The organism is Pseudomonas sp. P129 (assembly GCF_020312195.1).
Lineage (GTDB): Bacteria > Pseudomonadota > Gammaproteobacteria > Pseudomonadales > Pseudomonadaceae > Aquipseudomonas > Aquipseudomonas fragariae.
Genome location: NZ_JAGPYS010000016.1, coordinates 12389 through 38360 on the forward strand (window position 1 = coordinate 12389; position 25972 = coordinate 38360).

Genomic DNA, 25972 nt, shown 5'->3' on the forward strand with positions numbered 1-25972 from the left:
GGGCTCTACGAAGGTGTGAAGGCTTGCCCTGAGCGGCGACCCGGCTAAACCGCAGGGTCGTGCTCTGGCTTTCAGCGACGTATCAACGATCGAGGCTCATTGCCCGTCAATCTGCGCCTTGGTATAGAACCCGTCTTTCTCCAGCAGGTCGATGTTGTCCTTGGTCAACGCTGTAGGCGTCAGCAGGATGGTGTCGACTTGTTTGCTGCCGTTGTCGTATTTCGAGCTGAAATCGGGTTTCTCATTGCGTGCCAGTTGCACAGAGAGCTTGGCGGCTTCCGTGGCAATCAGTTTCAGCGGCTTGTAGACAGTCATGGTCTGCGTGCCATCGATGACCCGCTTGACCGCCGCGAGGTCCGCGTCCTGACCCGAGATAGGGACTTTGCCGGCCAGTTTCTGTGCGGCGAGGGCCTGAATCGCGCCGCCGGCAGTGGCGTCGTTGGAGGCGACGATGCCATCGATCTTGTTGTTATTACGCGTCAGGGCGTTTTCAACAATGCTCAGGGCTTCGGTAGGGTTCCACTCCTTTACCCACTGCTGGCCGACGATCTTGATATCACCTCTGTCGATAGCCGGTTGCAGCGCCTTCATCTGGCCTTCGCGCAGAATCTTGGCGTTGTTGTCGGTGGGCGCGCCGCCCAGCAGGAAGTAATTGCCCTTGGGCGCTGCTTTCAGCACGCCGTTGGCCTGCATCTCGCCGACTTTTTCGTTATCGAAGGAAATGTACGCGTCGATATCGGCATTGAGGATCAGCCGGTCATACGACACCACCTTGATCCCGGCCTTCTTGGCCTCGGCAACGGCGTTGGTCAGCACGGTGGCGTTGAACGGCACGATGACGATCACATCGACGCCGCGAGAGATGAGGTTTTCTATCTGCGAGATCTGTTTCTGTTCATTGGCATCCGCTGATTGCACGAAGACCTTGGCGTCGAGCTTTTCCGCCGCCGCAACGAAGTAATCACGGTCGCGTGACCAGCGTTCCAGACGCAGGTCATCAATGGAAAAACCTATTTTCGGGTGCGCAGAGTCAGCCATCACCGGCAGGGACAGCAAGGCCAGCGCGCTGGCGAGCAGCGTACTTTTGAGGGTGTTCATAGGGTGCGTCCTTTTATTGTTGTTTGAGACACTGCTTGACTGTGGGTGATACCGATAGAACTGTAGAGCGTTGCCGGACGTCGCGTATGAAGATTTGTCGCCTGAATGTCACGGCGACGTCCAGCCAAGCCTGTCAGGCGTAGATAAAGCGGTTGACCACGCCTTCAAGCAGTTCCTGACGGCCACTGACGGCCTGCGGGTTCAGTTCGTTGGCGAAGGCGTGTTCGGCGAGCGAGGCAAGGCTGAATTCGCCTGCCAGTACCGATTGCCCGAAAGGCTGCTGCCAGCCGGCGTAGCGCTGATCCTTGAAGTGCTGGAGTTTATCGTTCTGCAGCATGGCGGCGGCACGCTCCAGCGCCAGGGCGAGGACGTCCATCGCGGCGACGTGGCCGTGGAACAGATCGATATCGTCGAGGCTCTGGCGACGCACTTTCGAGTCGAAATTGAAGCCGCCATTGGTGAAGCCACCAGCCTTGAGGATCTCGTAGGTGGCGAGGGTCATCTCTTCGACGCTGTTGGGGAACTGGTCCGTGTCCCAGCCGTTCTGTGGGTCGCCACGGTTGGCGTCGATGCTGCCGAAGATCCCCAGCGAGACCGCCGTGGCGATTTCGTGGTGGAAGCTGTGCCCGGCCAGCGTGGCGTGGTTGGCCTCGATATTGACCTTGATCTCGTTTTCCAGGCCGTATTGCTGCAGAAAACCGAACACCGTGGCGCTGTCGTAATCGTACTGATGCTTGGTCGGCTCCTGTGGCTTGGGCTCGATCAGCAAGTCACCCTTGAAACCGATCTTGTGCTTGTGTTCAACGACCATGCGCATGAAGCGACCGAGCTGTTCGCGTTCACGCTTGAGGTCCGTATTGAGCAGGGTTTCGTAGCCTTCACGACCGCCCCACAACACGTAGCTGGACCCTTTGAGACGCTGGGTGGCATTCATCGCGCTGAACACCTGGGTCGCGGCATAGGCAAAGACTTCCGGGTCCGGGTTACTGGCAGCGCCTGCGGCGAAGCGCGGGTTGCTGAAGCAGTTGGCCGTGCCCCACAGCAGTTTTATGCCGCTCTGTTGCTGATGGCGTTCCAGGTGATCGACCATGTGCGCGAAGTTGTGGCGATACTCCTTCAGTGAGGCGCCTTCCGGTGCCACATCGGTGTCGTGGAAGCTGTAGTAGTCGATGCCGAGCTTGGAGAAGAACTCGAACGCCGCTTCGGCCTTGCCGATGGCCAGTTCCATCGGGTCACCGGACCCTTGCCAGGGGCGCTTGAAGGTGCCGACACCGAACATGTCGGCGCCCGGCCATACGAAGGTGTGCCAGTAGCAGGCCGCCATGCGCAAGTGCTCGCGCATGGGTTTACCGAGGACCAGCTTGTCGGCGTCATAGTGGCGAAAGGCGAGAGGCGAGTCGCTGTCAGGGCCTTCGTAGCGAACCCTGTCGACGTCGGGGAAGTACGGCATGAGCGTTTTCCTTATTGTTCTTGGCGGTGTCTGGATACTAGCAACGGCCCCGCGTGCGCTGATTATGAAAATCGTCAACGCACAGTGCGATTTTGAGTGTTGAGATTCGCCGGTCAGCGGCCTAGTCTGTGGCCAACGGCGTCGTGCTTATCGAATCGGCATAAAAACAATGAAAACCGTACCTCCCGTTCACCGTATCGCGCTGTTGTTCAACGGCAGCAAGATTTATGACCGCGGCATCATCAGCGGTATCGGCAACTACCTCAGCAGCACCCGGGTGTCCTGGGACCTGTTCCTGGAGGAGGATTTCCTCTGTCGCCTGAAAGGCATCGAGCGCTGGCAGGGCGACGGGATCATTGCCGATTTCGATGACCCGCTGATCGGCGAGGCACTGGCCGGGATCAAACTGCCGGTGGTAGCGGTGGGTGGGTCCTATCAGGACGAGCGCGCCTACCCGAAGGGCATTCCTTATGTTGCGACTGACAATCACGCCTTGATCAAGGCGGCTTACGAGCACCTGATCGAGGCCGGGCTGACGCGCTTTGCCTGCTTCAGCCTGCCTGAAGCGCAAGCCAATCGCTGGGCTCAGGAGCGCGAGCAGGCCTTTCGCCGCCTGCTGCAGCGCGACGGCCTGCACGCCGAGATCTATCGTGGCCTGGGCACCAGCGCGCCGCTCTGGGACAGCGCCGTAGAACAGCAGATCGCCTGGCTGCAAAGCCTGCCCAAGCCGATCGGCATCATCGCCGTGACCGACGCCCGCGCTCGTCAGCTATTGCAGGCCTGCCTGACCGCCGGAATTGCCGTCCCCGAACAGGTGGCGCTGATCGGCATCGACAATGATCCGTTGACCAGGACCCTCACTCGCGTGCCACTGAGTTCGGTCGTTCAGGGCACCGACACCATGGGTCGCACCGCCGCACGTCTGCTGCACCAGATGCTGCACGGCATGCCGTCCTCGGGTACGCACATTCTGATACCGCCGGATACTGTCAACGTGCAGGCTTCGAGTCTGCATCAGCCCTTGGGTGACCCCTATGTGATGCAAGCGCTGCTGTTTATCCGGCAGTACGCGTGCCAAGGGATCAAGACTGCACAGGTCGCCGCCTACGTGGGCGTTTCGCGCTCGTCACTGGAGTCACACTTTCGCCGCGTAAGGGGCTGTAGCGTGCATGACGAGATCCTGCGTTTCAAACTGGCCGCCGCTGCGAACGGACTGGAAAACACCGGGCTGGCCATTGCCGAAATCGCCCGTGATTGTGGTTTTCGGTCTGCGCAATACCTGCACACCGTGTTTCGTCGCGAGTTCGGCTGCACGCCGCGAGAGTACCAGCAGGGTGCCAATGCGGCCGTGCAATGCTCAAGTGCCTGACAAGGTCAGGCAGCCACGACCCTGATCGTCCAGAAGTCGGTAGACAGATTTTCATCCAGCAGATAACTGTAGGGCAGGGTGAAGTAGCCTTCCATGCCCCAGCCAGCGCCCCATGAGTTGCGCAAGATGAAATGCTGATGGGCATCGTTGTAGCCCACTGCCAATACGCAGTGCCCTCCCAGCATTTTTTCGTGAGGACCCGGCATTGGGGCATGCCCGGTCTTGGCAACTTTCTTGCTTTCAAAGCTCTCGTAGACGGAAAAACCAATGACAAACGGATAACCTGCCGCCAGGCAGCCTTTCATCTGGTTGAGGTTTTGCGCAACTTTCTGATAAGACACCGCCTTGTACTTTCTTGCATCCTTGTAGCAGGCTGCCGGAGGTTTGACAGCGAACTTTTCAATATCATAAGGCCACTCTTCTTCAGGGCAATCACCTTGCTTCGCAACACTTTTAATGCCGTGCCGGATCATCGCGCCGCTGTCCGAATCGACGGTATGTTCAATAACCCGTTCGTTGTAATAGATAAACAACCGCGAGGGTTCGAATGCTGGCGTCAGCTTTTGCTTCATGCGATCAAACTGAATCGCTCCGGCAATACCGTTTGCGGTGCAACTGCCCAGTTGGCCCTGATCGTATACAGGCGGGCAATGGGGGCGCAGGTCAACCATGTGTGGAAGCGCCGCCAGTGCGGTGGGCGGGGCGGCATACAGATGATCGCGATGATCAGGCAGATCGCGAATCCATCCATACTGTTTGACGGTATAGGTCATTCCGTTTCTCCTTGTAAGGCACGGTCAGGAAAATTGATATCGCTCATGTAAGCAGGTTTTTGATAGGCGTTGGATTAAAATTCATTTAGTACCTAGTGTGCTATGAGTTGGCCAGGCAGGCTTGGTTGGCCAGGGGTGTTAGTTGAGTAAAAACCATTTTAATCAGTTCATTACATGGCCTTATGCAATGCACTTACACCTCTTTTTGCGCATGGCACGGACCAGGGTTTTTATCGGAAGTGGCGAAACGATACCGCTTGGGCGGAACCTGTCCTGCACCTGATAAGCGTACCAATGGGTACATTTAAATTGACAGCGTGCGGTGCACGGGCTAAAACATACTCCTTGGTACAGTTATGGGCGAAACGTCACTCGTCGCATGCAAGATAAGGGGGTAGGGGATGGAGACGATGCAACTGCATGAAGTACTGACTGCTCGCCTGCGTATCGATAAGCCGCAAGCGCTTTGCAACCCGCAGCGGGGCCAGCGCAGCAGCGGTGAGATACTGGGAGGAGAATTTAACGGCGATGGATTGCAGGGGCAGGTTCTTCCGGGAGGCAGTCTTTTTCTCGTGCCCCAGGATGACAGCCTTGCACGATTCAGCCTGTACTACACCTTGCTGACTGACGATGGAATAAAGATAGATGTCGTTGGAGAGGGGCTCGTGGCCTTCGATGAAGCGGACCGCGCACCATTGGACGAATCGCGCTGTCGGTGCACGTGCAGCAAGCAGTTCAGCGTTGCTTCCGGTGCGCATGATGACCTGCAGAGAAACCTGTACGTCGGCAGAGTAAATATACAGGCCGGGGATGACAGCATGCGTGTCAGTATTTTTCAGGTTAACGAGATATAAAGAGCCTTCACAGAAGCGGGCAGATGTGAAAGCACGTGTTGGCTTTGTTTATCGAGGCGCAACCCTTGTCGTCGACACCTGTCGGGCCCGGCGCAACGAAATTTAAATTATTTTCTCTATTGATGTATAGAAGCAGGGCTTGATTCGTTTGCACCCGGAAGAGGGGGGGCCTTGTCAGGCCTTAGCGGGTGGGAGCTGGTTGCTCAGGGTACTCGGCAGCACAAGCAAAGCATCGTGAAAAGGGTTCATCCGGGGCCGTTGAAGCATGTTCATTACATCCCGATCATTTTGTCGAAGTCGCCAGTTCACACGGATTTGAAGTGCTCGAAATGTTGTCTCCCGACAAGCAGCTCGAGCGTTACTGTTAAAGGCGTGAGGAGGGTCTGTCGCTCACGCCGAATATCTATCTGGTTTATTCGGTTAAGGCGTGAACCTTACTGGCTGACAAAAAAGCTCAGTCCTTTGCTGATCGCACACTCATAACTCACCGGCGTACCCACTTGTTGATAGCCAGGAACATTCAGCGTGGTCATGCTGAATGTGGCTGTGCCGTTCGAGCGTACCTGATAGCGAATGAATTGCTCGATGGGCTTGTTATCGCGATCGAGGCTGAAATGAGTGTCCGAAAACGCCAGGGTGCCGTCGGGGGTGATGCGGTAGGCATCGATGCGTTTGCCGCCTTTGGTTTTGGACGGCTCGGCACCGGCGATCGAGGATTTGCATTGTCCCAGGTCGATCACCACGGCGACCGATTCTCCGGTATTCAATGCCTGGGTAATGGCAGAGTAGGTGGGTAGCGCGTCGCCTGCGTGAGCGAGGCCTGGCATTGAAAGAGCAAGCAGTGCAGCGGCGTAGGAATGTTTCATGGCAGCTCCAGGAAGTCAGTCTGAAGGGGGAAAAGACCCGTCCATCTCGCGATTATCGAGCGTCGCGAAACCTACCATAAGCTTCGATTCAGTTGGGCCCACGATAGCAGTGGCACCTCTCTGTTCAGAGCATCTTCATCCTTTGCCCTGTTCTGCCGATAGACATGACGGAGTTAATTTATTCACCGGTCACGGGAAGGGGATTGAAGATGCTGAGACAGCTGAAAATAGCCGCGCGGACCTCCGCCTGCTTTGCGTTGATGGTGGTGCTGGTGTTCGGGCTTGGTATTTTCAGCATTCAGCAATTGCACGGTATTCGTGAGCAATCGCTTGAAATAGAAAACGATGCGCTTCCCGGGATTGCGCTGGGTGACGATATTGCCCTGGCGGTCGAGAAAACCCGCACGACGGTGGCCAAAATGCTTGCCGCTCATGATATGGCGCAGGTGACTCTGGCTCACACCGAGTTCCTTGACAGGAAGGCCGGGTTCCAAAAGGCCGTAGAGGCCTACGACCCGCTGATCACCGAGGATGACGAGCGCGCGCTCGTCGAGGGGCTGAAGAGCACTTATCAGGGCTACATCGAGCGTGCCGAGAAGGTCTATACGCTGATCAACGAGAATCAGGCGGAGGCCGGAAGGGCGCTGGTCTGGGGCGAGATGAAGGTCATGGCGGAAGGTATGGAAACGGCCCTTGGCAAGCTGGAAAAGATCAATGATGACTCCGAAGCCGAATCCAGCGCAGCAGCGACGTCGGTGTATGAAAACGCCCTGATCGTCACTCAGGGGGTCATGTTTCTGACGGTGTTGCTGACCGTATTGCTTGCCTGGCGTCTGACCAAAAGTCTGGCAGTGCCGATCAGTCAGGCGCTGCACAGCTCGGAAACCATTGCCGCGGGCGACCTGCGTCCCAGCGCAATCAACCGTGAGGGCACTGATGAAGCGGCCCTGTTGCTGCAATCGATGGAGCGCATGCGCGGCAATCTGAGCCAGACCCTGAGTCAGGTGGGCGATGCCGCTCACCAGTTGGCGTCGGCCACGGAAGAAATGAGCGCCTTGATGGTCAACAGCAACGCCGATCTGGTGGTGCAGAACAGCGAAATAGAAATGGCCGCCACCGCGGTCACCGAGATGAGTCAGGCGGTCGATGAAGTCGCGCGTAATGCGGTGACCACTTCGGTGGAATCCAGAGCCTCTTCGGTGTCGGCCCGCGAAGGTCAGGAAGAGCTCAATCAAACCGTCAAATCGATCCTTGAGCTGACCCGAAATGTGGGCACGGCGTCGGTCGAGGCGCAGGCGCTGGCAACCCGCACGCTGGATATCACCAAGGTGCTGGATGTCATTCGCGCGGTGTCCGAGCAGACCAACCTGCTGGCCCTCAACGCTGCCATTGAAGCGGCACGCGCGGGCGATGCCGGACGGGGTTTTGCCGTGGTCGCCGACGAGGTGCGCGCACTGGCCCACCGCACCAGCGAATCGACGCGCGAGATCGAAACCATGGTCGGGCACATCCAGCAGGGCACCAAAAGTACCCTGCTTGCGCTTGAAGTCAGTACCGAACAGGCGCAACGCACCAAACAACAGGCTGAGTCGGCCAATGCCGTGCTGGCCAGCATCGCCAGCTCGGTGATGGTTATCGATGAGCGCAATACGGTGATCGCCAGCGCCTCCGAGGAGCAGGCACTGGTTGCGCGGGAAGTGGACCGCAACCTGGTGCGCATCCGTGACTTGTCGGCACAATCGGCGGTGCGCACCAGCCAGACCGGCAGCGCCAGCCAGTCGCTGGCCGAGCTGGCGAGTGACCTGACGATCACCCTGGGGCAGTTCAAGCTCGGATAACACGCGCCGATAGCAGGCCTGTTCCCGCATCGATTCGCTGTTGTCCGTGCAACAGTGAATCGACAATGTGTTCGGCGTTGACGCCGGCAAAGCCAGGCCACTCCGCGCAAACGCCATCTGGCGCAACAGCTTGAAAGCGCCTGGCGCAGGGCTTCACGCCACCGCCAAGCGGCGCACAAGGCTTTGGGCATGACCTGTGCACTGCCGATCAGGATTGTTTTCCTGAGCCAGCGGAGCCACCCGAATGCCTGATGCCGTCCCGACCCCCAAGACCAACCGCCTGCATGCAATAGGGCGCACCCTGGTGCTGAGCCTGTTGGCCACCAGCCTGGTCGCAACCGCGTATGCCGAGGACAGCGACGTGCCTTCGCTGGCGGGCAAACGCATTGCGATCAGCATGACCGGCACCAGTCACTACTTCGATATCAAGGCCTTCCAGGCGCAAGTGGATGAGGTCAAGCGCCTGGGCGGCACGCCCATCACGCTCGATGCCGGTCGTAACGACAAGAACCTGGTCAATCAATTGCAGACCGTGGTCACGCAAAAGCCCGATGCAGTGATCCAGACCCTCGGCACTCTCAGCGTTATCGACCCCTGGCTCAAGCGCATCAGCAAAGCGGGGATTCCGCTGTTCACCATTGATGCGCCATCGCAATACAGTCTCAACAACACAACCTCCGACAACGTTGCCACTGGCAAGGCGCTGGCCGGGCAACTGATCAAGGACGCAGGTGGCCAGGGTAACGTGCTGGTGTTCAATGGCTTTTATGGCGTACCGGTCTGTGCCATTCGTTATGACCAGCTCAAGTTGGCGCTCAAGGATCATCCGCAGCTGAAAATCATCGAGCCGGAGTTGCGCGATGTCATTCCCAACACGGTCCAGGACGCCTATTCGCAAGTCTCGGCGTTGCTCAACAAGTACCCCAAAGGCAGTGTTTCGGCGATCTGGGCCGCGTGGGACATTCCCCAGCTTGGCGCCAGCAAGGCGCTGATCGACGCCGGCAGAACCGAAATCAAGACCTACGGCGTCGACGGCACGCCGGAGGTGCTCGAGCTGATGCGCCGCGAAGATTCGCCGGTGGGTGCTGTGGTTGCCCAGCAGCCTGCATTGATCGGCAAGACTGCGGTGCAGAACGTCGCCCGTTACCTGGCCGGGCAGCACGATCTGCCAAAGGAGACCCAAGTGCCCACCTTGCTGACCACGGCCGCCAATCTGCCGGATGTGCAAAAGCTCAGAGGCGATAACTGACGCGGGAGATCGATCATGGGATCAGCGATTACAGACGTTGCGGCGGTGCCACCAGCCTTGCACTTGAAGGGTATCAGCAAGCGCTTTGGCGCCACCCAGGCGCTGGATGGCGTCAACCTGCGGGTCGAGGCCGGAACGATTCACGGGCTGGTGGGTGAAAACGGGGCAGGCAAGTCGACCCTGATCAAGGTTCTCGCCGGTATTCATCGTGCCGATGCCGGCCGCTTGAGTATTCATGGCCAGCCGTTCGAGAGTTTCACGCCGCGTCAGGTCGAAGCCGCAGGCGTGCACTTCATTCATCAGGAGCGACTGCTGCCGGGCAGCTTCAGTGTCGGCGAGGCCTTGTTTTTCGGGCAGGAAATCAAGCGTGGCCCCTTCCTCGATCGCCGCGCCCAGGAGCGCGAAGCGGCAAGGCTTCTGGACGATTACTTTGCCATGCGCCTGCCCGCCGGGGCGCTGGTACGCGATCTGGACAGCGCCCAGCGGCAGATACTGCAGGTCACTCGTGCGTTGCTGGCCAGACCGAAGGTGCTGGTGTTCGACGAGCCGAGTGTGTCACTGGTCAAGCAGGAGGTGGACCGCTTGCTGGACATCGTCCGCCGCCTGCGCGATGAAGGGCTGACCACTGTCTACATTTCCCACTATTTGCAGGAGATCGAATCGCTGTGTGATCAGGTCACCGTGCTGCGTAACGGACGCGATGTGGCGGTGCTCGATCCGGCTCTCACCAGCACCGCGCAGATCGCCCGGCTGATGGTCAATCGCGAGGTAGGCGAGCAATATTTCCGTGCCCGGACATTACCCGGCGCGCCCGTGCTTCAACTGCGCGGACTGGGGGCAGGGCGCTTCTACGACGGCGTTGACCTGAGTGTGCGGCGTGGCGAAGTACTGGGCCTGACCGGGCTGGTCGGCTCGGGTGCCAAGGAGCTGCTCAAGAGCCTGTTCGGGCTGCTCAAGCCGGATCGCGGCGAATTGCTCTTGAACGGTCAGCGGTTGCAGCTGAAATCACCGCGTGACGCAGTACACCATGGCATCGCGCTGGTCCCCGAGGAGCGCCGCACACACGGCGTGGCACCGGCGCTTTCGGTGCTGGAGAACATCACCCTGGCCAGCCTGAGGCGCTTCAGCCGCTGGGGATTGCTCGACGCTGCGGCGCAGGCCGGGGAAAGCCAACAGCTGATCGATGAACTGGCAATCAAGACCTCAGGCCATGATGCGCCGGTGCACGCGCTCAGCGGTGGCAACCAGCAGAAGGTTGCGCTGGGCAAATGGCTGAGCCGCCATTCGACGTTATACCTGCTGGACGAGCCCAGCGTGGGTGTCGACATCGGCGCCAAGGTGGAAATCTACCGGTTGATTACCAAGCTTGCCGAGGGCGGCGCGGCGGTGCTGGTGCTGTCGTCGGACTTGCCGGAACTGATCGGCATCACTCAGCGCATTGTGGTCCTGCACAGAGGACGCGTTGCAGGCGAATTCGACTCATTGAGCACAGACAGCGACCAGTTGCTGGCCTGCGCCACGGGCGCCACTGAAAGCGACCATGACAGCCAATCATTCCCTCCGGAGGCCCATTATGTCCGCGCTTGATCTATCCGTTGCGCAGGCTGACGATCCAGCGCAACGCTGGCTCGTGCAACTGGCGCAGCGCGGTTCGTTGCTGGTGTTTCTGGCGATTCTGCTCGGCTTTGCCGTCAGTGCGCCGAACTTTCTCAGCCTTGGCAACATCAGCAATGTGTTCGCCCAGTCAGCAACGCTCGGCATACTCGCGCTGGGCCTGACCTGTGTGGTCATCGGTGGTGGTTCCAATGTGGTCAGTGGCGGCCTGGACCTGTCGCTGGCGGCCAATCTCGGTCTGTGTGCGGCCGTTTACAGCAGCCTGAACAACGCCGGGTTCGATGCCTGGCAAGCGATTGGCCTGACGCTCGGCTGCGGCCTGCTGGTCGGCGCGTTCAACGGTCTGGCGGTGGTGTTTTTACGTTTGCCGCCGTTACTGGCGACGCTGGCGAGCATGAACCTGATTGCCGGTCTGGAGCTGGTGCTGACCCAGAACACTGTGCTGGCGACCGACTCGGCATTGCTGGACAGCCTTGCGTCTGGCGTCTGGCTGGGTGTTCCGGCGTTAGCCTGGGTGCTGCTGGGTGTCGCGACGGTGTTGTGGCTGTTGATTCAGCACAGCGCGTTCGGCCTGCGTCTTTACGCCATTGGCGAATACCCGCAAGCAGCCGAGGCTGCCGGGTTGAATCTGCGGCGCTATGTGTTTGCCAGTTACCTGATTGCCGGTGGCTGCGCTGCGCTGGCTGCATTCTGCTCCGCAGCGTTTTTCAGCGGCAGCACGACCGGTTCCGGTGACATGCTGCTGTCAGTGGTGGCTATCGCCTTTCTCGGCGTGGTGTTCTCGCGGCGTCTGACTGCCAATATTCCCGGCACCCTGTTGGCGACGCTGCTGCTGGGCTTTCTGATCAACGGCTTTCAATTGCTGAACATTTCCAGCTTCTGGGTCAACGGCGTGCAAGGCGTGTTGATTCTGCTGGTGGTGGCATTTTCCGGGGCATTCGGCCGCCGGGAGGGTGAACAATGAATACGCTGACCCTGACGACCTCTTCGACGCTGATCAAGGTGCTGCCGCGCCTGTTGCCAGCGGTCCTGCCGCTGTTGGTGCTGATCATCCTGCTGTTTTTCGCGATCAATGCACCGGGCTTTCTGAGTTGGGGCAATCTGTCGAGTCTGGTGCTGAACAACTTTGTGTTGCTGGCCATCGTGGCGATCGGCATGACCTGGGCTGTTGCGGCTGGCGGTATCGATCTGTCGGTGGGCACGGCGCTGGACTTTGCCAGCCTGGGTTTCGTGGTCACCCTGAATGGCGGTCATGGTCTGGGCGCGGCCGTTGCGGTGGCTATGCTGGCAGGGGGCATCGCCGGGGCGTTCAACGCGATGCTGATCGCCGGGCTGCGTATTTCGCCGTTCCTGGCGACACTGGGGACGCTGTTTATCGGTACCAGCGTGCAGCAGTTGTTATCCGACGGTGGCCAGCCGATCTATATCGCTCAGGGCGCGTTGCCGGGTATCAGCGCTGTGCTGATCCTCGGCGTGCCATTGCCGCTGCTGGTGGTCGGCGTGCTGGCAGCGCTTTACGGGCTGATCCTGGCGCGCGGACGTCTGGGGCGGGAAATCCTTGCCCTGGGCACGCAGCCGCAACTGGCGTATTACTCGGGCTTGCCCACGCGACGCATTGCCATGCAGGTGTTTTTCGCCAGCGCGCTGGCCTGTGCGGTGGCGGGTATCCTGCTCAGCTCTACGGTCAACGCCTACGTACCGATGTCAGGCAACGCTTACCTGATCAATGCCATCGGCGCCGTGTTCATCGGTACGACGCTCAGCCGTCAAGGGCGTCCGAATATTCCGGGCACACTTTTGGGTGTGCTGTTCATCAACGTGATCGCCAATGGCCTGTTGTTGATCGGCTGGAACTTCTATTGGCAGCAGGTTGCGACCGGGGCGCTGATCTTTCTGGTGCTAGCGTTCAGTTTCACCAGTCGCCACCTGCTGCGTAACGCGGCGTAAGTGCTCCTTACGCGTTGCCTTTACCGCTGCCGATCTGCCAGACAAACGGAGGCTCGGTGCCGTTGATGCGCCAGTCACCGACAATGCGCGCCTTGTAGATCAGCGGATTGTGCGAGGCGGCTGTGCGCGCATTGCGCCAGTGGCGGTCCAGCGCCTTGTTGACGCTGACACCTGAAGCGCCTAGTGCGTTGAACAGATCGCTGGCAGCGCGCAGCACCAGTTCCGAGACGATCACCTGGGCCTTGGCGGTTTCGATTTCGGCGGCGATATTGGCGTCTTTTTCCCGTTGTGGGTCATTGCCGAAGCGCGCCACGTAGGCACGCTGCAACGGCTCGGCGGAGCGCAGCGTTGCGGCCTCGGCGGCATAGACCTGGGCAGCGATCTGACCGACTACTTGCTGCACTTGTGAGTCCTGGCTGACGCTCCCGGCGTTGCCATGGCTGAAGACACGTTTGCGATCGCGCACTTCCTGAGCGATGTCGCGTTCGACGGCTCGACCGATACCGGCCAGCACCGCCAGCAGCACCAGTTGATAAAACGCGGTCTGGTATTTGAAGCGTTGCTCGAACGGTATGACGTGTGTGGCCGGCAGCGGCACGTTGTCGTAGACCGAGGTGCCGCTGCCGGTGGTGCGCTGGCCGAACCCGTCCCAGTCATCACTGTGACGCACGCCGGCATGTCTGGCGTCGACCACCGCGATCACATCGGCGCCAGTATCGGAGCGCTGGGCATAGACGTCGATCCAGTCGGCAAAGATGCTGCCGGTGCTGTAGTACTTGGTGCCGTTGAGCACGAAACCATCGCCTTGCGGGCTGACCTTGGTCATCACATCGCCGATTTTCACCGCGCCGACTTCGGTCCAGCCGTTACCCACCAGATCCCCGGCGACAAAGCGTGCAAACCATTGGTCACGGTCAGCGCCGGGCGGTGCATTCAGACGGTCCTCGACAAAGGCGAAGTGCGCACGCAGGGCTTGCGGAATGTTCGAATCGGCTTCGGCCAGCTCGATCAGCAGTTGAAACAGCTGGCTGATCGAAGCACCTGCACCGCCATATTCGACAGGCACACGCACAGCGCCGAAACCGGCTTTCTGCAGCCAGGCAATCGGTTCATGGGGCAGGGCGCGGGCTTTTTCGCGTTCGACGCTGCCAGCGCCGATCTCACGGAAGATCGGGCGAAATCGGTTGGCCAGGGTTTCGTAATCGGTCCCCAGCGAGAGCGGGTTCGAGCCGGTTATTTGAGTCATGCAGTACTCCTGAGCGCGAAGACATCGGCACACGGGCCGGTGGAAGTTTCGTCGGACTCTTTGCATGCTTTGTGCCTGAATGTAACTGACTGATTTTAATGATTTATTTGTGGGGCGATGGTTTTCTTGTTGATCAGCCAACAGTGGCATGACTGCTGGCTGGCAAATCCCACCGCGTCGTCAGCCACGCCTGCAGCTCATGAGTCCTGAAATACCTGTGTCTGCGCTGGATGCGCTGCGAGTGCGCCGCTGTTCGGCCAGCAACAGCGTTCGAACATTTTGCGCTGCAGGGTGCGGCTATTCATGTGGATTGCTTCGCAACTTATTGCTTTTAAAGGTAAATATTTTTAGGCACGGGCTGTGCAGTGTTCAGGGTCAAGCGTGTTGAGTGTTTTCAACCTGTCGCCAACGAGCAGGAGCCTGTCCATGAGTTTCCCTTCCTCCCTTGCAACTGCCGCACCTCCCGCAGCGCACGTCATTGGCTCGGACGCCGAAGCCATTGAAGTGGCCAGGGCACTGGCCGGTCGCTTCGCTGAAGAAGCTTCAGTGCGTGATCGCGAACGGCGTCTGCCAGTCGCCGAGCTGGATGAGTTCTCCGCCAGCGGCCTGTGGGCCATTACCGTACCCAAGGCCTACGGCGGTGCGGGCGTTTCCTATGTCACCGTCGCGGAAGTGATCAAGCTCATTTCTGCCGCCGACCCGTCACTCGGGCAAATCCCGCAGAACCATCTGGGCGTGCTCGATATTCTCTTGCAGACCGGCACCGAGGCGCAGAAGCGCTACTACTTCGGCAAGGCGCTGGCCGGCTACCGCTTCGGCAATGCGTTCTCCGAGTCGAAAAGCAAGAACGCCGGCGCCTTTCAGACCCGGATTCGCCTCGAGGGTGAGCACGCAGTGCTGGACGGCGAAAAGTTCTACTGCACCGGCGCCCTGTTCGCGCACATCGTGCCGGTTTCCGGCGTCAACGAGCAGAATCAGGCGTTCATCGCCTTCGTCGAGCGCGACAACCCGGGCTTGACCATCATCGATAACTGGGACGGTTTCGGGCAGCGCACCACGGCCAGTGGCGGGGCGGTGTTAAAGGCCGTTCGCGTACCCTCGAGTGCGGTGATCCCGGCGCATCGCGCTTTCGACGAACCGACGGCCAATGGGCCGATTTCGCAGATCATTCAGGCGGCGGTGGACACCGGCATTGCTCACGGCGCGTTCGAGGAAACCCTGAAGCACGCACGGCTGGCCCGCCCATGGATCGACAGCAAGCAGGATTTCGGCTGGCAGGACCCGTTCAGTATTGCCGCCATCGGCGATTTGCAGTGGCGCTTGCACGGCACCGACGCGATCCTCGCCAAAGCCGGGCAGGCCATCGACCATGCCCTGGCCGAACCCAGTGAGGCCAGCGTCGCACAGGCCTCGGTGATCGTCGCCCAGGCCAAGGTGCTGTCGGCGCAGATTGCCTTGCTCGCCAGCAGCCAGCTGTTCGAACTGGCCGGCACCCGCTCGGTGCCCGGCAAACTCAATCTGGACCGTTACTGGCGCAACGCGCGGACCCACACGCTGCATGACCCGGCGCGCTGGAAATACCACCTGATCGGCAATCAGGTGCTCAACGGTATCGCACCGCCACGTCACGCCTGGAACTGATCAAGGAGTACGCCCATGACGCATCCCGCAATTACCGCACAACTGGCGGTCGCCACCGAAGACCTCGATCAGGCGCGCCAGGGCCTGCAAGACACCCTCGATTACCTGCGTGAGCATGGTCGGCCGTGGTCGCTCAGTGGCCTGCAGCGCATCATCGATGAGCCCTACGTGATCAGCAAGGTCGGGGATCTGCAGATTCGTCTGGACGTCGCCGCCGCGCTGCTGGAGCGCGCCCGGCGGCTGGACGGTTCGGCCGAGAAACGCCTGATCGCCAGCAGCGAAGCGGTCATTGCCAGCGCCGAGGCTTTGCAGGCGGTGGGCAATATTCAATACGAATTGACCGGGCAGCGCCCGTCATTGTCAGCCCCGGCCGGTCGCGAGCCGCTGCGCTGGCACTATCAGGTTATCGGCAATCAACGCCTCAACGGCGTGGTTCCGCCACAGCTTCAGGAGTAAGTGTATGTCCCGCCAAATCCGCCTCAACGCGTTTGACATGAACTGCGTCGGCCATCAATCGCCGGGCCTCTGGGCGCATCCGCGCGACCGCTCCTGGCAGTACAAGGACCTCGAATACTGGACCGATCTGGCGAAAATCCTCGAGCGCGGCAAGTTCGATGGGTTGTTCATTGCCGATGTGCTGGGCATTTATGACGTGTATCGCGGCAACGGCGAGGCGGCGATTCGCCAGGCCACCCAGGTGCCGGTCAATGACCCGTTGCAGCTCATCCCGCCCATGGCGCTGGTGACCGAGCACCTGGGCTTCGGCCTGACGGCGTCGCTGTCGTTCGAACATCCCTATCCGTTTGCCCGTCGCCTGTCGACGCTGGATCACCTGACCAAGGGGCGCGCAGGCTGGAATATCGTCACCTCGTATCTGGAAAGCGGCGCGAAGAACCTGGGCCAGAAAACCCTTACCGAACACGACGCGCGTTACGACTACGCAGAGGAGTATCTGGAGGTTTGTTACAAACTCTGGGAAGGCAGTTGGGAAGACGGCGCGATTCTGCGTGACCGGGAGCGCCGTGTATTCAGTGATCCGAGCAAGATTCACGAGATTCGCCATGTCGGCAAACACTTCCAGGTGCCCGGTATCCACCTGTGCGAGCCGTCGCCGCAACGCACGCCTGTGCTCTATCAGGCCGGCGCTTCAAGCCGCGGCAAGCAGTTCGCCGCCGAGCACGCCGAATGCGTTTTCGTTGCAGCGCCCTCGAAAGTGCTGCTGAGAAAGACCGTGGCCGATATCCGCCGGCGCACCGCAGAGGCTGGCCGCGACCCGTCCAAGGTGCTGATTTTCAATTTGCAGACGGTGATCCTCGGCGAGACGGATGTCAAGGCCAGGGCCAAATTCGAGGAATACAAAAGCTGGGTCAGTTATGAGGGCGCAATGGCCTTGATTTCCGGCTGGACCGGTATCGACTTCAGCCAGTTCAAGCCCGACGAACCCCTGCGCCACGTTCACACCAATGCCATTCAGTCGGCCGTCGAGACCTTTTCCACGGCAGACCCGAACACGATATGGACGCCGCAGGCACTGGCCGATTGGGTCGGAATCGGTGGCTTCGGCCCGCTGTTTGTCGGCAGCCCGGAAACCGTGGCCGACCTATTGCAGGAGTGGGTTGAAGAAACCGACGTCGATGGATTCAACCTGGCTTACGCACTGACCCATGAAACCTTCATCGATGCGGTCGAGCTGTTGGTGCCGGAGCTCCAGAAGCGCGGCGTCTACAAGACCGAATACGCCAAGGGCACGTTGCGCGAGAAGCTGTTTGGCGACGGGCCACGCCTGGAAGCAGGGCATCCGGGTGCCGGATTCCGCGACCTGGCTGCGCTGCATCGCAACCGGCAGACGGAGAGTGCCTGAAATGTGATGACTGTCGTCGCGCAGGCGGCGCGGCGTAGATTCTTGACGCGGAGCGTCACGACAGGCATTCCACTGGAGCGTAAGGAACGATCGTCCTGTAACTATCGTACCCATGCTGCGCACAGCACCGGTCACAACTCCAGCTTGTAACCCACCCCGTACAGCGACTGGATCGGGTCCTGACCCGGGCAGGCCTGTTCCAGTTTGCGGCGCAGGTTGCGGATGTGGCTGTCCACGGTGCGGTCGGTCACTACGCGGTGATCCGAGTAGAGCCTGTCCAGCAAGTGGTCACGGGAGAAGACCCGGCCCGGTGAGCGGGCAAAGGTCGCCAGCAGACGCAGTTCCACCGGGGTCAGGTCCAGGGTGACCCCGTTGAACGAGGCCTGGTAATGCGCTTCGTCCACCTGCAAACCCTTGGGCGGGTGCGGCTCGCTGGAAGAGCTCCGACGCAGGATGGCTTTGACGCGAGCGACCATCTCCCGTGGGCTGAACGGTTTGCAGATATAGTCGTCGGCACCGAGGTCCAGGCCCAGCAACCGGTCGATTTCCTCGACGCGTGCGGTGATCATGACAATGGGCACATCGCTGAAGCTGCGCAGTTCCTTGCAGATGTCCATGCCATCGCGGCCAGGCAGCATGATGTCGAGCAGGATCAGTTGTGGCGCGTTCGCTCTGACAGCAGGCACAACGTCCAGCCCGTTACTCAGGCAGTGTGTCGAATAGCCGGCCGCGATCAGGTAGTCGCGCATCAGCGACGCCAGCTTGGGCTCATCTTCGACAATGAGAATCGGTGTTTCGAGGCTGGCAGCGGTCATGGGCGCAGGTGTCCTGGCAGGCACAGGGTCAGCCAGAGGCCGCCTGTGGGCGAGTGGTCGGCGCTCAGGGTGCCGCCGTGGGCGAGGGCGATGCTGTGACAGATCGCCAACCCCAGACCCGCACCGCCGCTGGCGCGGTTACGCGAGGTTTCACCGCGATAGAAGCGTTCGAACAGTCTGGGCAATTGCTGCGGGTCGACGCCGGGTCCGGAATCCATCACATCGACGCGCACCTCATCGCCCTGCAGAGCGGCACGCACATGCACTGTCCCCCCGGCATCGGTGTAGCGCACCGAGTTTTCCAGAAGGTTGCCGATCAATTGCTGCAGGCGCCCTGGGTCTGCATGCACCGGCAGAGCTCCGCCAGCAAGATCCAACTGCAAATGCAACTGACGGGCTGCGCAACGCTCTTCGAACATGTCAGTGATATTCGTCAGCAGCTCCGCCAGGTCACAGTCGACCTTGCGGTAGGTCAGGGCGCCCACATCCGCCAGGGACAGCTCATACAGATCATCCACCAGCTTGCTGAGCATGCCGACTTCGCCCTGCAGGGACTTCATCGATGCCTGATCCAGTGTGCGCACGCCATCCTCGATGGCTTCCAGTTCGCCACGCAAGACCGACAGCGGGGTGCGCAGCTCATGGGACACATCGGCCATGAATTCGCGGCGCATCTTCTCATTGCGTTCCAGGGTGTACGCCAGCTGGTTGAAGTCGCGCGCCAGTTGACCCACCTCGTCGTTGGAGGACACCGCCACGCGGCTGGCGTATTCACCTGCGGCGAGGCGATGGGTTGCTGCGGCCACCCGCTTGACCGGGTCGAGCAGGGTGCGCGCGATCCACCAGGCAATCAGCACCGCCAGCAGCAGTGACAGCACACCCATCGCCAGGCTGGCGCGCAACTGGTACTGCTGAAAGCGCTCGCCACCGGCTTCGCTGACACTTTGAAAGGGCGTGACCGCCATCCAGCCAACGACGTTGCCGTCGACTTCCACCGGGCGCATGAATTCATCGTCATGGACCCCTGGGAATCCCATCACCAGGTTCTTCTGCGCATCCAGCAGCGCGATCCGGAACACCGCGCCGGTCAAGTCGGAAGTAGGCGGTGTCGCCAGCCCGGGGATGGCGAAATCCTGTGCCGGTTCCGGGCGCATCACTTCGAACCAGCGATCCTTGTTGTCACGCATGAATTCCCAACTGCCTTCGCGTGCATAGGCAGCGGCCAACCGCGGCAGGACCGGCGACATGCGTTGCATGGCCTGTTCGTTGAGGTAGCCCAGAAAGCCGCGGGCAAAACTCCAGTTCGCGGTCAGGCCCATGATCAGGATTACTGACAGCACGCTGGCCAGTACCGCGACAAACAGTTTGGTGGAGATGCTCGATTTCATGAAGGCCCGGGTTTTACGTGAAGACGGCGTCCATTTAGGCCTTCGTGACAGCAAGTTTCAAGTCAACGCGGCAATCTTCAATTTTCCTGCACATTTGCCTCGCACTCTGACGTCAGGCTTTCGCCACAACGTCCTGAGGCAATCATGTCGAGCAAGATTTTCGCCAAATACCTGATGACTTTGACCTTTGTCATCTACGCAGCCCTTATCGGTCTTCTGAGCGGTTGTTCGGACGGCAATTCGCCGCCTGCTGCGGAGAAACCGAGCGTGTCGGTGGTCACCGTAAAACCGCGCAGTCAGTCGCTGACCACCGAGCTGGCGGGGCGCACCAAAGCGTTCATGGTTGCCGAGATACGGCCCCAGGTCAGCGGCATCGTGCAGCAGCGACTGTTCGTCGAAGGTGCCGAAATCAAGGCTGGTCAGCCGTTGTACCAACTCGACAGCGCGACCTACCAGGCGGCTCTGGCAGAATCGCAGGCCACGCTCGCCAAGTCCCGTGCCACGCTCAAGTCCGCACAGGCCACCGCCAAACGCGATGTGCAGTTGGCCAAGATCGACGCCATCAGCCAGCAGGATAAAGAAGACGCCGAGGCCAGCCTGCTGACTGCCGCCGCCGAGGTGAAAGTGGCGGAGGCCGATGTGCAGACCGCACGCATCAATCTGGCCTACACACGGATTACCGCGCCCATCAGCGGCCGCATCGAGACCTCGACCGTGACCCCCGGTGCATTGGTGGTGGCCCAGCAGGACACCGCGCTGACCACGGTTCAGCAGCTCGACCCGATTTACGTCGATGTCACCCAGTCCACCACCGAGTTGCTGCGTCTCAAGCGCGACCTGGCCAGCGGCAAGCTGCAAACCAACAGCGACGGGGAAGCCCGAATCACCCTCAAGCTGGATGACGGCAGCACCTACAACCAGGATGGCCGCCTGCAATTCAGCGGCGTCAGCGTCAATGAAGGCACCGGCACCGTGACGCTGCGTGCCAGCTTTGCCAACCCAGAACGGCTGTTGCTGCCCGGCATTTACGTGGTGGCGGTGCTGGAACAGGCGCAGGATCAGAATGCCATCCTGATACCGCAAAAGGCCGTGACCCGCAGTGCCAGTGGCCAGACCACGGTGTTGCTGGTGGTTGACGGCAAGATCGAGCAGCGGGTGATCAGCGTCGACCGCACGGTGGGCAACCAGTGGTGGGTGAGCAGCGGGCTCAAGGCCAATGATCAGGTGGTGGTCGAAGGCGGGCAGAAAACCCCGGTCGGCACCGAGGTGAGCGTGCAGAACGCTGACAACGCCGATTCGCCAGCGCCTGGCGCGTCGGCTACTGCCGCTACCGTGAAGGAGGGCTGAACATGGCTCGTTTCTTCATCGATCGGCCCATCTTCGCCTGGGTCATTGCCATCTGCATCATGTTCGCCGGCGGGCTGTCCATCAGCCAGCTGCCCCTTGAGCAATACCCCGATATCGCGCCGCCGACGGTAAAAATCTCCGCCACCTACACTGGCGCATCGGCCAAGACCGTCGAAGACTCCGTCACGCAGGTCATCGAGCAGCAGATGAAGGGGCTGGACCGGCTGACTTACATGTCCGCCTCCAGCAGCTCTGCGGGCAGTGCGAGCATCAGCCTGACCTTCGCCGCAGGCACCGACCCTGATGTGGCGCAGATGCAGGTGCAGAACAAGTTGCAGCAGGCCGAATCGCGCCTGCCGCAAAGCGTGCAGAGTGAAGGCTTGACGGTGACCAAGGGCAGTTCCGACTTCCTTATGCTGGTCGCTCTGGCCTCCGACAACGAAAGCATCACCGGCACGCAGATTGGTGATTACATTTCCAGCACGCTGCTCGATCAACTGAGCCGTGTGGATGGTGTCGGCGACGTGCAGACCCTGGGTTCGGGGTACGCGATGCGTATCTGGCTGGACCCGGCCAAGCTGGAAAAGTATTCGCTGATGCCCTCCGACATCAGCTCGGCCCTGGAGGCGCAGAACACCGAGGTCTCGGCAGGTCAGTTGGGGGCCTTGCCCGCAGTTGAAGGTCAGCAACTGAATGCGACCATCAGCGCCCGCAGCAAGCTGCAGACGCCCGAGCAGTTCGAGAACGTGGTCGTCAAATCTTCCAGTGACGGCGCTGTTGTGCTCTTGCGCGATGTGGCGCGGGTGGAGTTGGGCAGCGAAAGCTATGACATCAACTCGGCGCTCAATGGCCGGCCGGCGGCCGCAATGGGTATTCAACTGGCGTCAGGTGCAAACGCGCTGAGTGTTGGCGAAGCGATCAAGGCCAAACTCAAGGAACTGGAACCGTTCTACCCCGCGCAAATGCAGCTGAAAACAGTCATTGCCTATGACACCACGCCATTCGTGAGCCTGTCGATCAAGGAGGTGGTGAAGTCGCTGGGTGAGGCGATCGCGTTGGTGGTGCTGATCATGTTTCTGTTCATGCAGAACCTGCGTGCCACGCTGATTCCGGCGATTACCGTGCCGGTGGTGCTGCTGGGCACGTTCGGCGTGCTGGCGCTGTTCGGCTATTCAATCAACACCCTGACCATGTTCGCGATGGTCCTGGCCATCGGCCTGCTGGTCGACGATGCCATTGTGGTGGTGGAAAACGTCGAGCGGGTCATGGGCGAAGAGCACCTGAGCCCGCTGGAGGCGACCCGCAAATCAATGGATGAAATCACCAGCGCGCTGATCGGTATCGCGCTGGTGCTGAGCGCCGTGTTCATTCCGATGGCCTTTTTCAGCGGTTCCACCGGGATTATCTACCGGCAGTTTTCGGTGACCATCGTTTCGGCCATGCTGCTTTCGGTGCTGGTTGCAATGACCCTGACGCCGGCGTTGTGCGCAACGATGCTCAAAGCCTCGGATGCGCAACTGCATGCAAAACGGGGTGGCTTTTTCGGCTGGTTCAACCGCACGTTCGACCGCAGTGCCGACCGCTATCAGCGAGGCGTGAGCGGAGTCATCGAACATCGCGTAAAGGGGCTGCTGGTATATGCGCTGGTGCTGGTGGTCATGGCGGTGGGTTACGTCAGCCTGCCCACGTCGTTTTTGCCGGATGAAGACCAGGGCGCGCTGATGGCGCAGATCCAGCTGCCGGTGGGCGCTACCGACAGCCGTACACAGGCGGTAATGAGGCAGTTCGAGGCTTACATGCTCAAACAGCCGGAAGTCGAGGCGTTGATCAGTATTTCCGGGCTGGGGATGGGCGGTAACAGTCAGAACACCGCCAGGGCGTTCATCAAGCTCAAGGACTGGAGCGAGCGTTCCGGCAAGGAGCAGGGTGCGGCGCAGGTGGCACAGCGCGCGACGCTGGCCCTGGCGAGCATCGGCGACGCCAGCGTGTTTGTCATGCAGCCGCCTGCGGTACGTGGCCTGGGGCAGAGTTCGGGGTTCGACGTGCAACTCAAGGACCTTGACGGTGTGGGGCATGAGGCACTGGTGGCGGCACGCGAGCAGTTTATCGAGCTGGCGAGAAAGGACTCGAGCATGCTGGGCGTGCGCAGCAACGGCCTGGACGACACTCCGCAGTTGAAAGTGACCATCGACGACCGCAAGGCCGGAGCGCTGAGCCTGTCCACCAGTGACATCAACTCGACCCTGTCCACTGCGCTGGGCGGCAGCTACATCAATGACTTCCTCAATCAGGGGCGAGTGAAGAAAGTCTATGTGCAGGGCGAGGCTGCTTCGCGCATGCAATCAGCCGATCTGGACCATTGGTTCGTACGTAACAGCAATGACGAAATGGTCCCGTTCTCGTCGTTCGCCAGCAGCAGCTGGAGCTATGGTTCGCCGTTGCTGGAGCGTTACAACGGCAGCTCGTCACTTGAAGTGGTGGGCGATCCTGCGCCAGGTGTCAGCTCGGGCACGGCAATGGATGCCGTTGAAGCCATCATCAAGCAACTTCCCGAAGGCATCGGTTACGAGTGGACCGGGCAGTCCTACCAACTGCGCCTGTCCGGCTCCCAGGCGCCAATGCTCTACGCCATTTCAGTGCTGTTCGTGTTTCTCTGTCTGGCAGCCTTGTACGAGAGCTGGTCGGTGCCGTTCTCGGTCATGCTCGTGGTGCCGCTGGGTGTGGTCGGCGCGGTACTGGCGACGCGGATCAGTGGCTTGAGCAATGACGTGTACTTTCAGGTGGGCTTGCTGACTACGGTGGGACTGGCGGCGAAAAACGCGATCCTGATCGTCGAGTTCGCCAAACATCTTCAGGAACAGGGCAAAAGCCTGCATGAAGCGACCCTTCTTGCCGCCCGGCAACGACTGCGTCCGATTCTGATGACTTCGCTGGCGTTCATGTTCGGTGTGCTGCCGCTGGCCCTCAGCAGCGGTGCCGGCTCGGCCGGGCGTAACGCGATCGGCACGGGCGTACTGGGCGGCATGTTCAGTGCCACCGTGCTGGGGATTTTCCTGGTGCCGCTGTTCTTCGTGGAAGTGCGTCGCCGCTTCAGTCGTTCGTCAGGCAATGCTCCGGCGGCTCAACCCACATCTACAGGTGAAGCATGATGCGTCTTTTCTGGCCTTCGCTGGCTGTCACGGCGCTGCTTGCGGGCTGCGTCAACCTGGCCCCGGACTATCAGCGCCCTGAAGCGCCGGTCTCAAGCCAATGGCTGCCGGGTACTGCTGGCCAACCGGCTGCGTCGGGCAGCGTGCCCACGGACATCGAATGGCAGAATTTTTTCATCGATAACCGCCTGGTGCGCCTGCAGACCCTGGCGCTGGTGAATAACCGCGACCTGCGCCTGGCCAGCCTCAACGTCGAGAAAGCGCAGGCGCAATATCGCATCGAGCGGGCGGCGAGCCTGCCGACCATTGATGCCAGTGGCAGCGGCACGCATACACGCACGCCGTCATCGACCTCGATGACCGGCAAGCCGTCGATCAGCCACGAGTACAGCGCGCAGTTGGGCTTGAGCAGCTATGAGCTGGATGTGTTCGGGCGTATCCAGAACCTTCAGGACGAAGCGCTTGAGGATTATCTGGCGTTGACCGAAACCCGGCGCAGCACGCAGATCAGCCTGATCGCCGAAGTGGCGACCGGCTGGCTGACCCTGGCCGCCGACAACCAGCTTCTGAAACTCGCCGAAGACACGTTGGCCAGCCAGCAGAAAAGCTACGACCTGACCAGAAGCAGCCATGCGCTGGGCGGTTCTTCCGGGCTGGAAGTGGCTCAGGCGCAGACAACGGTCGAATCGGCGAGGGGCGATGTCGCGCAATATAAAAGCCAGATTCTTCAGGACCGTAACGCCTTGCGCCTGCTGGTCGGCAGCGATCTGCCGGAGGAACTGCTGCCCAATGCCGACACGCAGTCGGTGGCGCAATTGGTGCAGGTGCCGGACGGCCTGCCTTCCAGCCTCCTGCAACGCCGCCCGGACGTGCTGAGTGCCGAACACACACTTAAAGCCGCGAACATTGATATCGGTGCAGCGCGTGCGGCGTTCTTCCCCAGTATCACCCTGACTGCCAGTGCAGGCTCTTCCAGCACCAGCCTGTCAGGCCTGTTCAAGTCCGGAACCGGCGCGTGGAGCTTTGCGCCAAGTATCAGCGTGCCGATTTTCGATGGCGGCGCCAATCGGGCCACGCTGGACTCGGCCAAGGTCGAGAACCAGATCCAGATTCAGACCTATCAGCAGACGATCCAGACCGCATTCAAGGAAGTGGCCGATGCCTTGGCGGTGCGCAGCACGCTGGATGAGCGGCTTGCCGCGCAGCAGGCCTACACCGATGCCAGCCGCAGAAGCTACGAACTGGCCGACGCCCTGTACCGCGGCGGATCGCAGAGTTATCTGGAGGCGCTCGAGTCGCAACGCTCGCTCTACAGTGCCGAGCAGGACCTGATTTCCCTGCGCCTCACAGAGCAGAGCAACCGCGTCACGCTCTACAAGGTCATGGGCGGCGGATGGAATCGGTGATGGTTTTTTTCTACTGGCTTTTGAATAATCGCCAGGCTTAAACGTTTTACCCTTACGCACA

20 protein-coding genes and 1 pseudogene are annotated in these 25972 nt (G+C 60.4%); 14 read left to right on the forward strand and 7 right to left on the reverse strand.

The genetic code is table 11. The features are described 5' to 3' along the window. Positions 1 to 96 precede the first annotated feature (96 nt). Positions 97 to 1098 (reverse strand): D-xylose ABC transporter substrate-binding protein, encoded by a 1002-nt coding sequence (xylF, locus tag KBY02_RS24145; protein WP_011268060.1) that lies wholly within the window; start codon positions 1096 to 1098, stop codon positions 97 to 99. Positions 1099 to 1231: 133 nt separating this feature from the next. Next, positions 1232 to 2548, reverse strand: a complete 1317-nt coding sequence (gene xylA / locus KBY02_RS24150; RefSeq protein WP_225650812.1) for a xylose isomerase — start codon at positions 2546 to 2548, stop codon at positions 1232 to 1234. 169 nt (positions 2549 to 2717) lie between these two features. Here xylA and KBY02_RS24155 point away from each other — a divergent pair, with 169 nt between their 5' ends. Continuing rightward, positions 2718 to 3917, forward strand: coding sequence for a XylR family transcriptional regulator (locus tag KBY02_RS24155; RefSeq protein ID WP_011268059.1), 1200 nt, complete (start codon positions 2718 to 2720; stop codon positions 3915 to 3917). A gap of 5 nt (positions 3918 to 3922) precedes the next feature. On the opposite strand, the gene KBY02_RS24160 is transcribed toward KBY02_RS24155, so the two are convergent. Next, complete coding sequence (locus KBY02_RS24160) at positions 3923 to 4690, reverse strand: C1 family peptidase (protein WP_024643203.1); 768 nt, start codon at positions 4688 to 4690, stop codon at positions 3923 to 3925. A 401-nt stretch (positions 4691 to 5091) separates the two neighbouring features. On the opposite strand from KBY02_RS24160, the gene KBY02_RS24165 reads away from it, so the two are divergent. Then, entirely contained in the window at positions 5092 to 5544 is a 453-nt protein-coding gene (locus KBY02_RS24165) for a DUF3237 family protein (protein WP_225650813.1), read from the forward strand. Between the two features lie 434 nt (positions 5545 to 5978). Here the strand turns inward: KBY02_RS24165 and KBY02_RS24170 are convergent, their stop codons facing one another. Continuing rightward, positions 5979 to 6410, reverse strand: a complete 432-nt coding sequence (locus KBY02_RS24170; RefSeq protein ID WP_011268056.1) for a VirK family protein — start codon at positions 6408 to 6410, stop codon at positions 5979 to 5981. 209 nt (positions 6411 to 6619) lie between these two features. On the opposite strand from KBY02_RS24170, the pseudogene KBY02_RS26670 reads away from it, so the two are divergent. The 6 genes and pseudogenes from KBY02_RS26670 to KBY02_RS24195 all read left to right on the forward strand — a co-directional run. After that, a pseudogene (locus KBY02_RS26670) lies at positions 6620 to 7147 on the forward strand (MCP four helix bundle domain-containing protein); the annotation flags it as partial. 393 nt (positions 7148 to 7540) lie between these two features. Further along, positions 7541 to 8248 (forward strand): methyl-accepting chemotaxis protein, encoded by a 708-nt coding sequence (locus KBY02_RS26675; protein WP_412548795.1) that lies wholly within the window; start codon positions 7541 to 7543, stop codon positions 8246 to 8248. Positions 8249 to 8492: 244 nt separating this feature from the next. Next, a complete protein-coding gene (locus KBY02_RS24180) occupies positions 8493 to 9497 on the forward strand; it encodes a sugar ABC transporter substrate-binding protein (protein WP_116830921.1) in 1005 nt (334 codons plus the stop codon). 15 nt (positions 9498 to 9512) lie between these two features. Continuing rightward, positions 9513 to 11084 (forward strand): sugar ABC transporter ATP-binding protein, encoded by a 1572-nt coding sequence (locus KBY02_RS24185; RefSeq protein WP_225650814.1) that lies wholly within the window; start codon positions 9513 to 9515, stop codon positions 11082 to 11084. After that, positions 11071 to 12075, forward strand: coding sequence for an ABC transporter permease (locus KBY02_RS24190; RefSeq protein WP_011268052.1), 1005 nt, complete (start codon positions 11071 to 11073; stop codon positions 12073 to 12075). The genes KBY02_RS24185 and KBY02_RS24190 overlap by 14 nt, the downstream gene beginning before the upstream one ends. Further along, on the forward strand, positions 12072 to 13058 hold the full coding sequence (locus KBY02_RS24195) for an ABC transporter permease (RefSeq protein ID WP_024651084.1): 987 nt from the start codon (positions 12072 to 12074) through the stop codon (positions 13056 to 13058). The genes KBY02_RS24190 and KBY02_RS24195 overlap by 4 nt, the downstream gene beginning before the upstream one ends. Positions 13059 to 13065: 7 nt before the next feature. On the opposite strand, the gene KBY02_RS24200 is transcribed toward KBY02_RS24195, so the two are convergent. Next, positions 13066 to 14304: an acyl-CoA dehydrogenase family protein gene (locus KBY02_RS24200; protein ID WP_148194108.1), complete on the reverse strand. Its 1239-nt coding sequence runs from the start codon at positions 14302 to 14304 to the stop codon at positions 13066 to 13068. Between the two features lie 426 nt (positions 14305 to 14730). Between KBY02_RS24200 and KBY02_RS24205 the strand changes: the two genes are divergently transcribed. Genes KBY02_RS24205 through KBY02_RS24215 form a run of 3 tightly spaced genes read left to right on the forward strand, consistent with a single transcriptional unit; the run spans position 14731 to position 17806 of the window. Further along, positions 14731 to 15945: an SfnB family sulfur acquisition oxidoreductase gene (locus KBY02_RS24205; RefSeq protein WP_003400903.1), complete on the forward strand. Its 1215-nt coding sequence runs from the start codon at positions 14731 to 14733 to the stop codon at positions 15943 to 15945. A gap of 15 nt (positions 15946 to 15960) precedes the next feature. Then, positions 15961 to 16401 carry an acyl-CoA dehydrogenase gene (locus KBY02_RS24210; protein WP_225650815.1) on the forward strand — a complete coding sequence of 147 codons (441 nt, stop codon included), beginning with the start codon at positions 15961 to 15963 and terminating at the stop codon, positions 16399 to 16401. Between the two features lie 4 nt (positions 16402 to 16405). Continuing rightward, entirely contained in the window at positions 16406 to 17806 is a 1401-nt protein-coding gene (locus KBY02_RS24215; RefSeq protein ID WP_225650816.1) for an LLM class flavin-dependent oxidoreductase, read from the forward strand. Positions 17807 to 17937: 131 nt separating this feature from the next. On the opposite strand, the gene KBY02_RS24220 is transcribed toward KBY02_RS24215, so the two are convergent. Both KBY02_RS24220 and baeS read right to left on the reverse strand, forming a co-directional pair. After that, entirely contained in the window at positions 17938 to 18621 is a 684-nt protein-coding gene (locus tag KBY02_RS24220; RefSeq protein ID WP_024661122.1) for a response regulator, read from the reverse strand. Continuing rightward, positions 18618 to 20009: a sensor histidine kinase efflux regulator BaeS gene (gene baeS / locus KBY02_RS24225; RefSeq protein WP_225650817.1), complete on the reverse strand. Its 1392-nt coding sequence runs from the start codon at positions 20007 to 20009 to the stop codon at positions 18618 to 18620. The genes KBY02_RS24220 and baeS overlap by 4 nt, the downstream gene beginning before the upstream one ends. 144 nt (positions 20010 to 20153) lie before the next feature. Between baeS and KBY02_RS24230 the strand changes: the two genes are divergently transcribed. From KBY02_RS24230 to KBY02_RS24240, 3 genes are read left to right on the forward strand one after another with little or no spacing between them, the layout of a single operon-like run. Next, on the forward strand, positions 20154 to 21356 hold the full coding sequence (locus tag KBY02_RS24230) for an efflux RND transporter periplasmic adaptor subunit (RefSeq protein ID WP_225650818.1): 1203 nt from the start codon (positions 20154 to 20156) through the stop codon (positions 21354 to 21356). Positions 21357 to 21358: 2 nt separating this feature from the next. Next, positions 21359 to 24505, forward strand: a complete 3147-nt coding sequence (locus KBY02_RS24235) for an efflux RND transporter permease subunit (protein ID WP_225650819.1) — start codon at positions 21359 to 21361, stop codon at positions 24503 to 24505. Beyond that, complete coding sequence (locus KBY02_RS24240) at positions 24505 to 25911, forward strand: efflux transporter outer membrane subunit (protein ID WP_011268044.1); 1407 nt, start codon at positions 24505 to 24507, stop codon at positions 25909 to 25911. Before KBY02_RS24235 ends, KBY02_RS24240 begins: the two co-directional genes overlap by 1 nt. Positions 25912 to 25972: the final 61 nt, after the last annotated feature.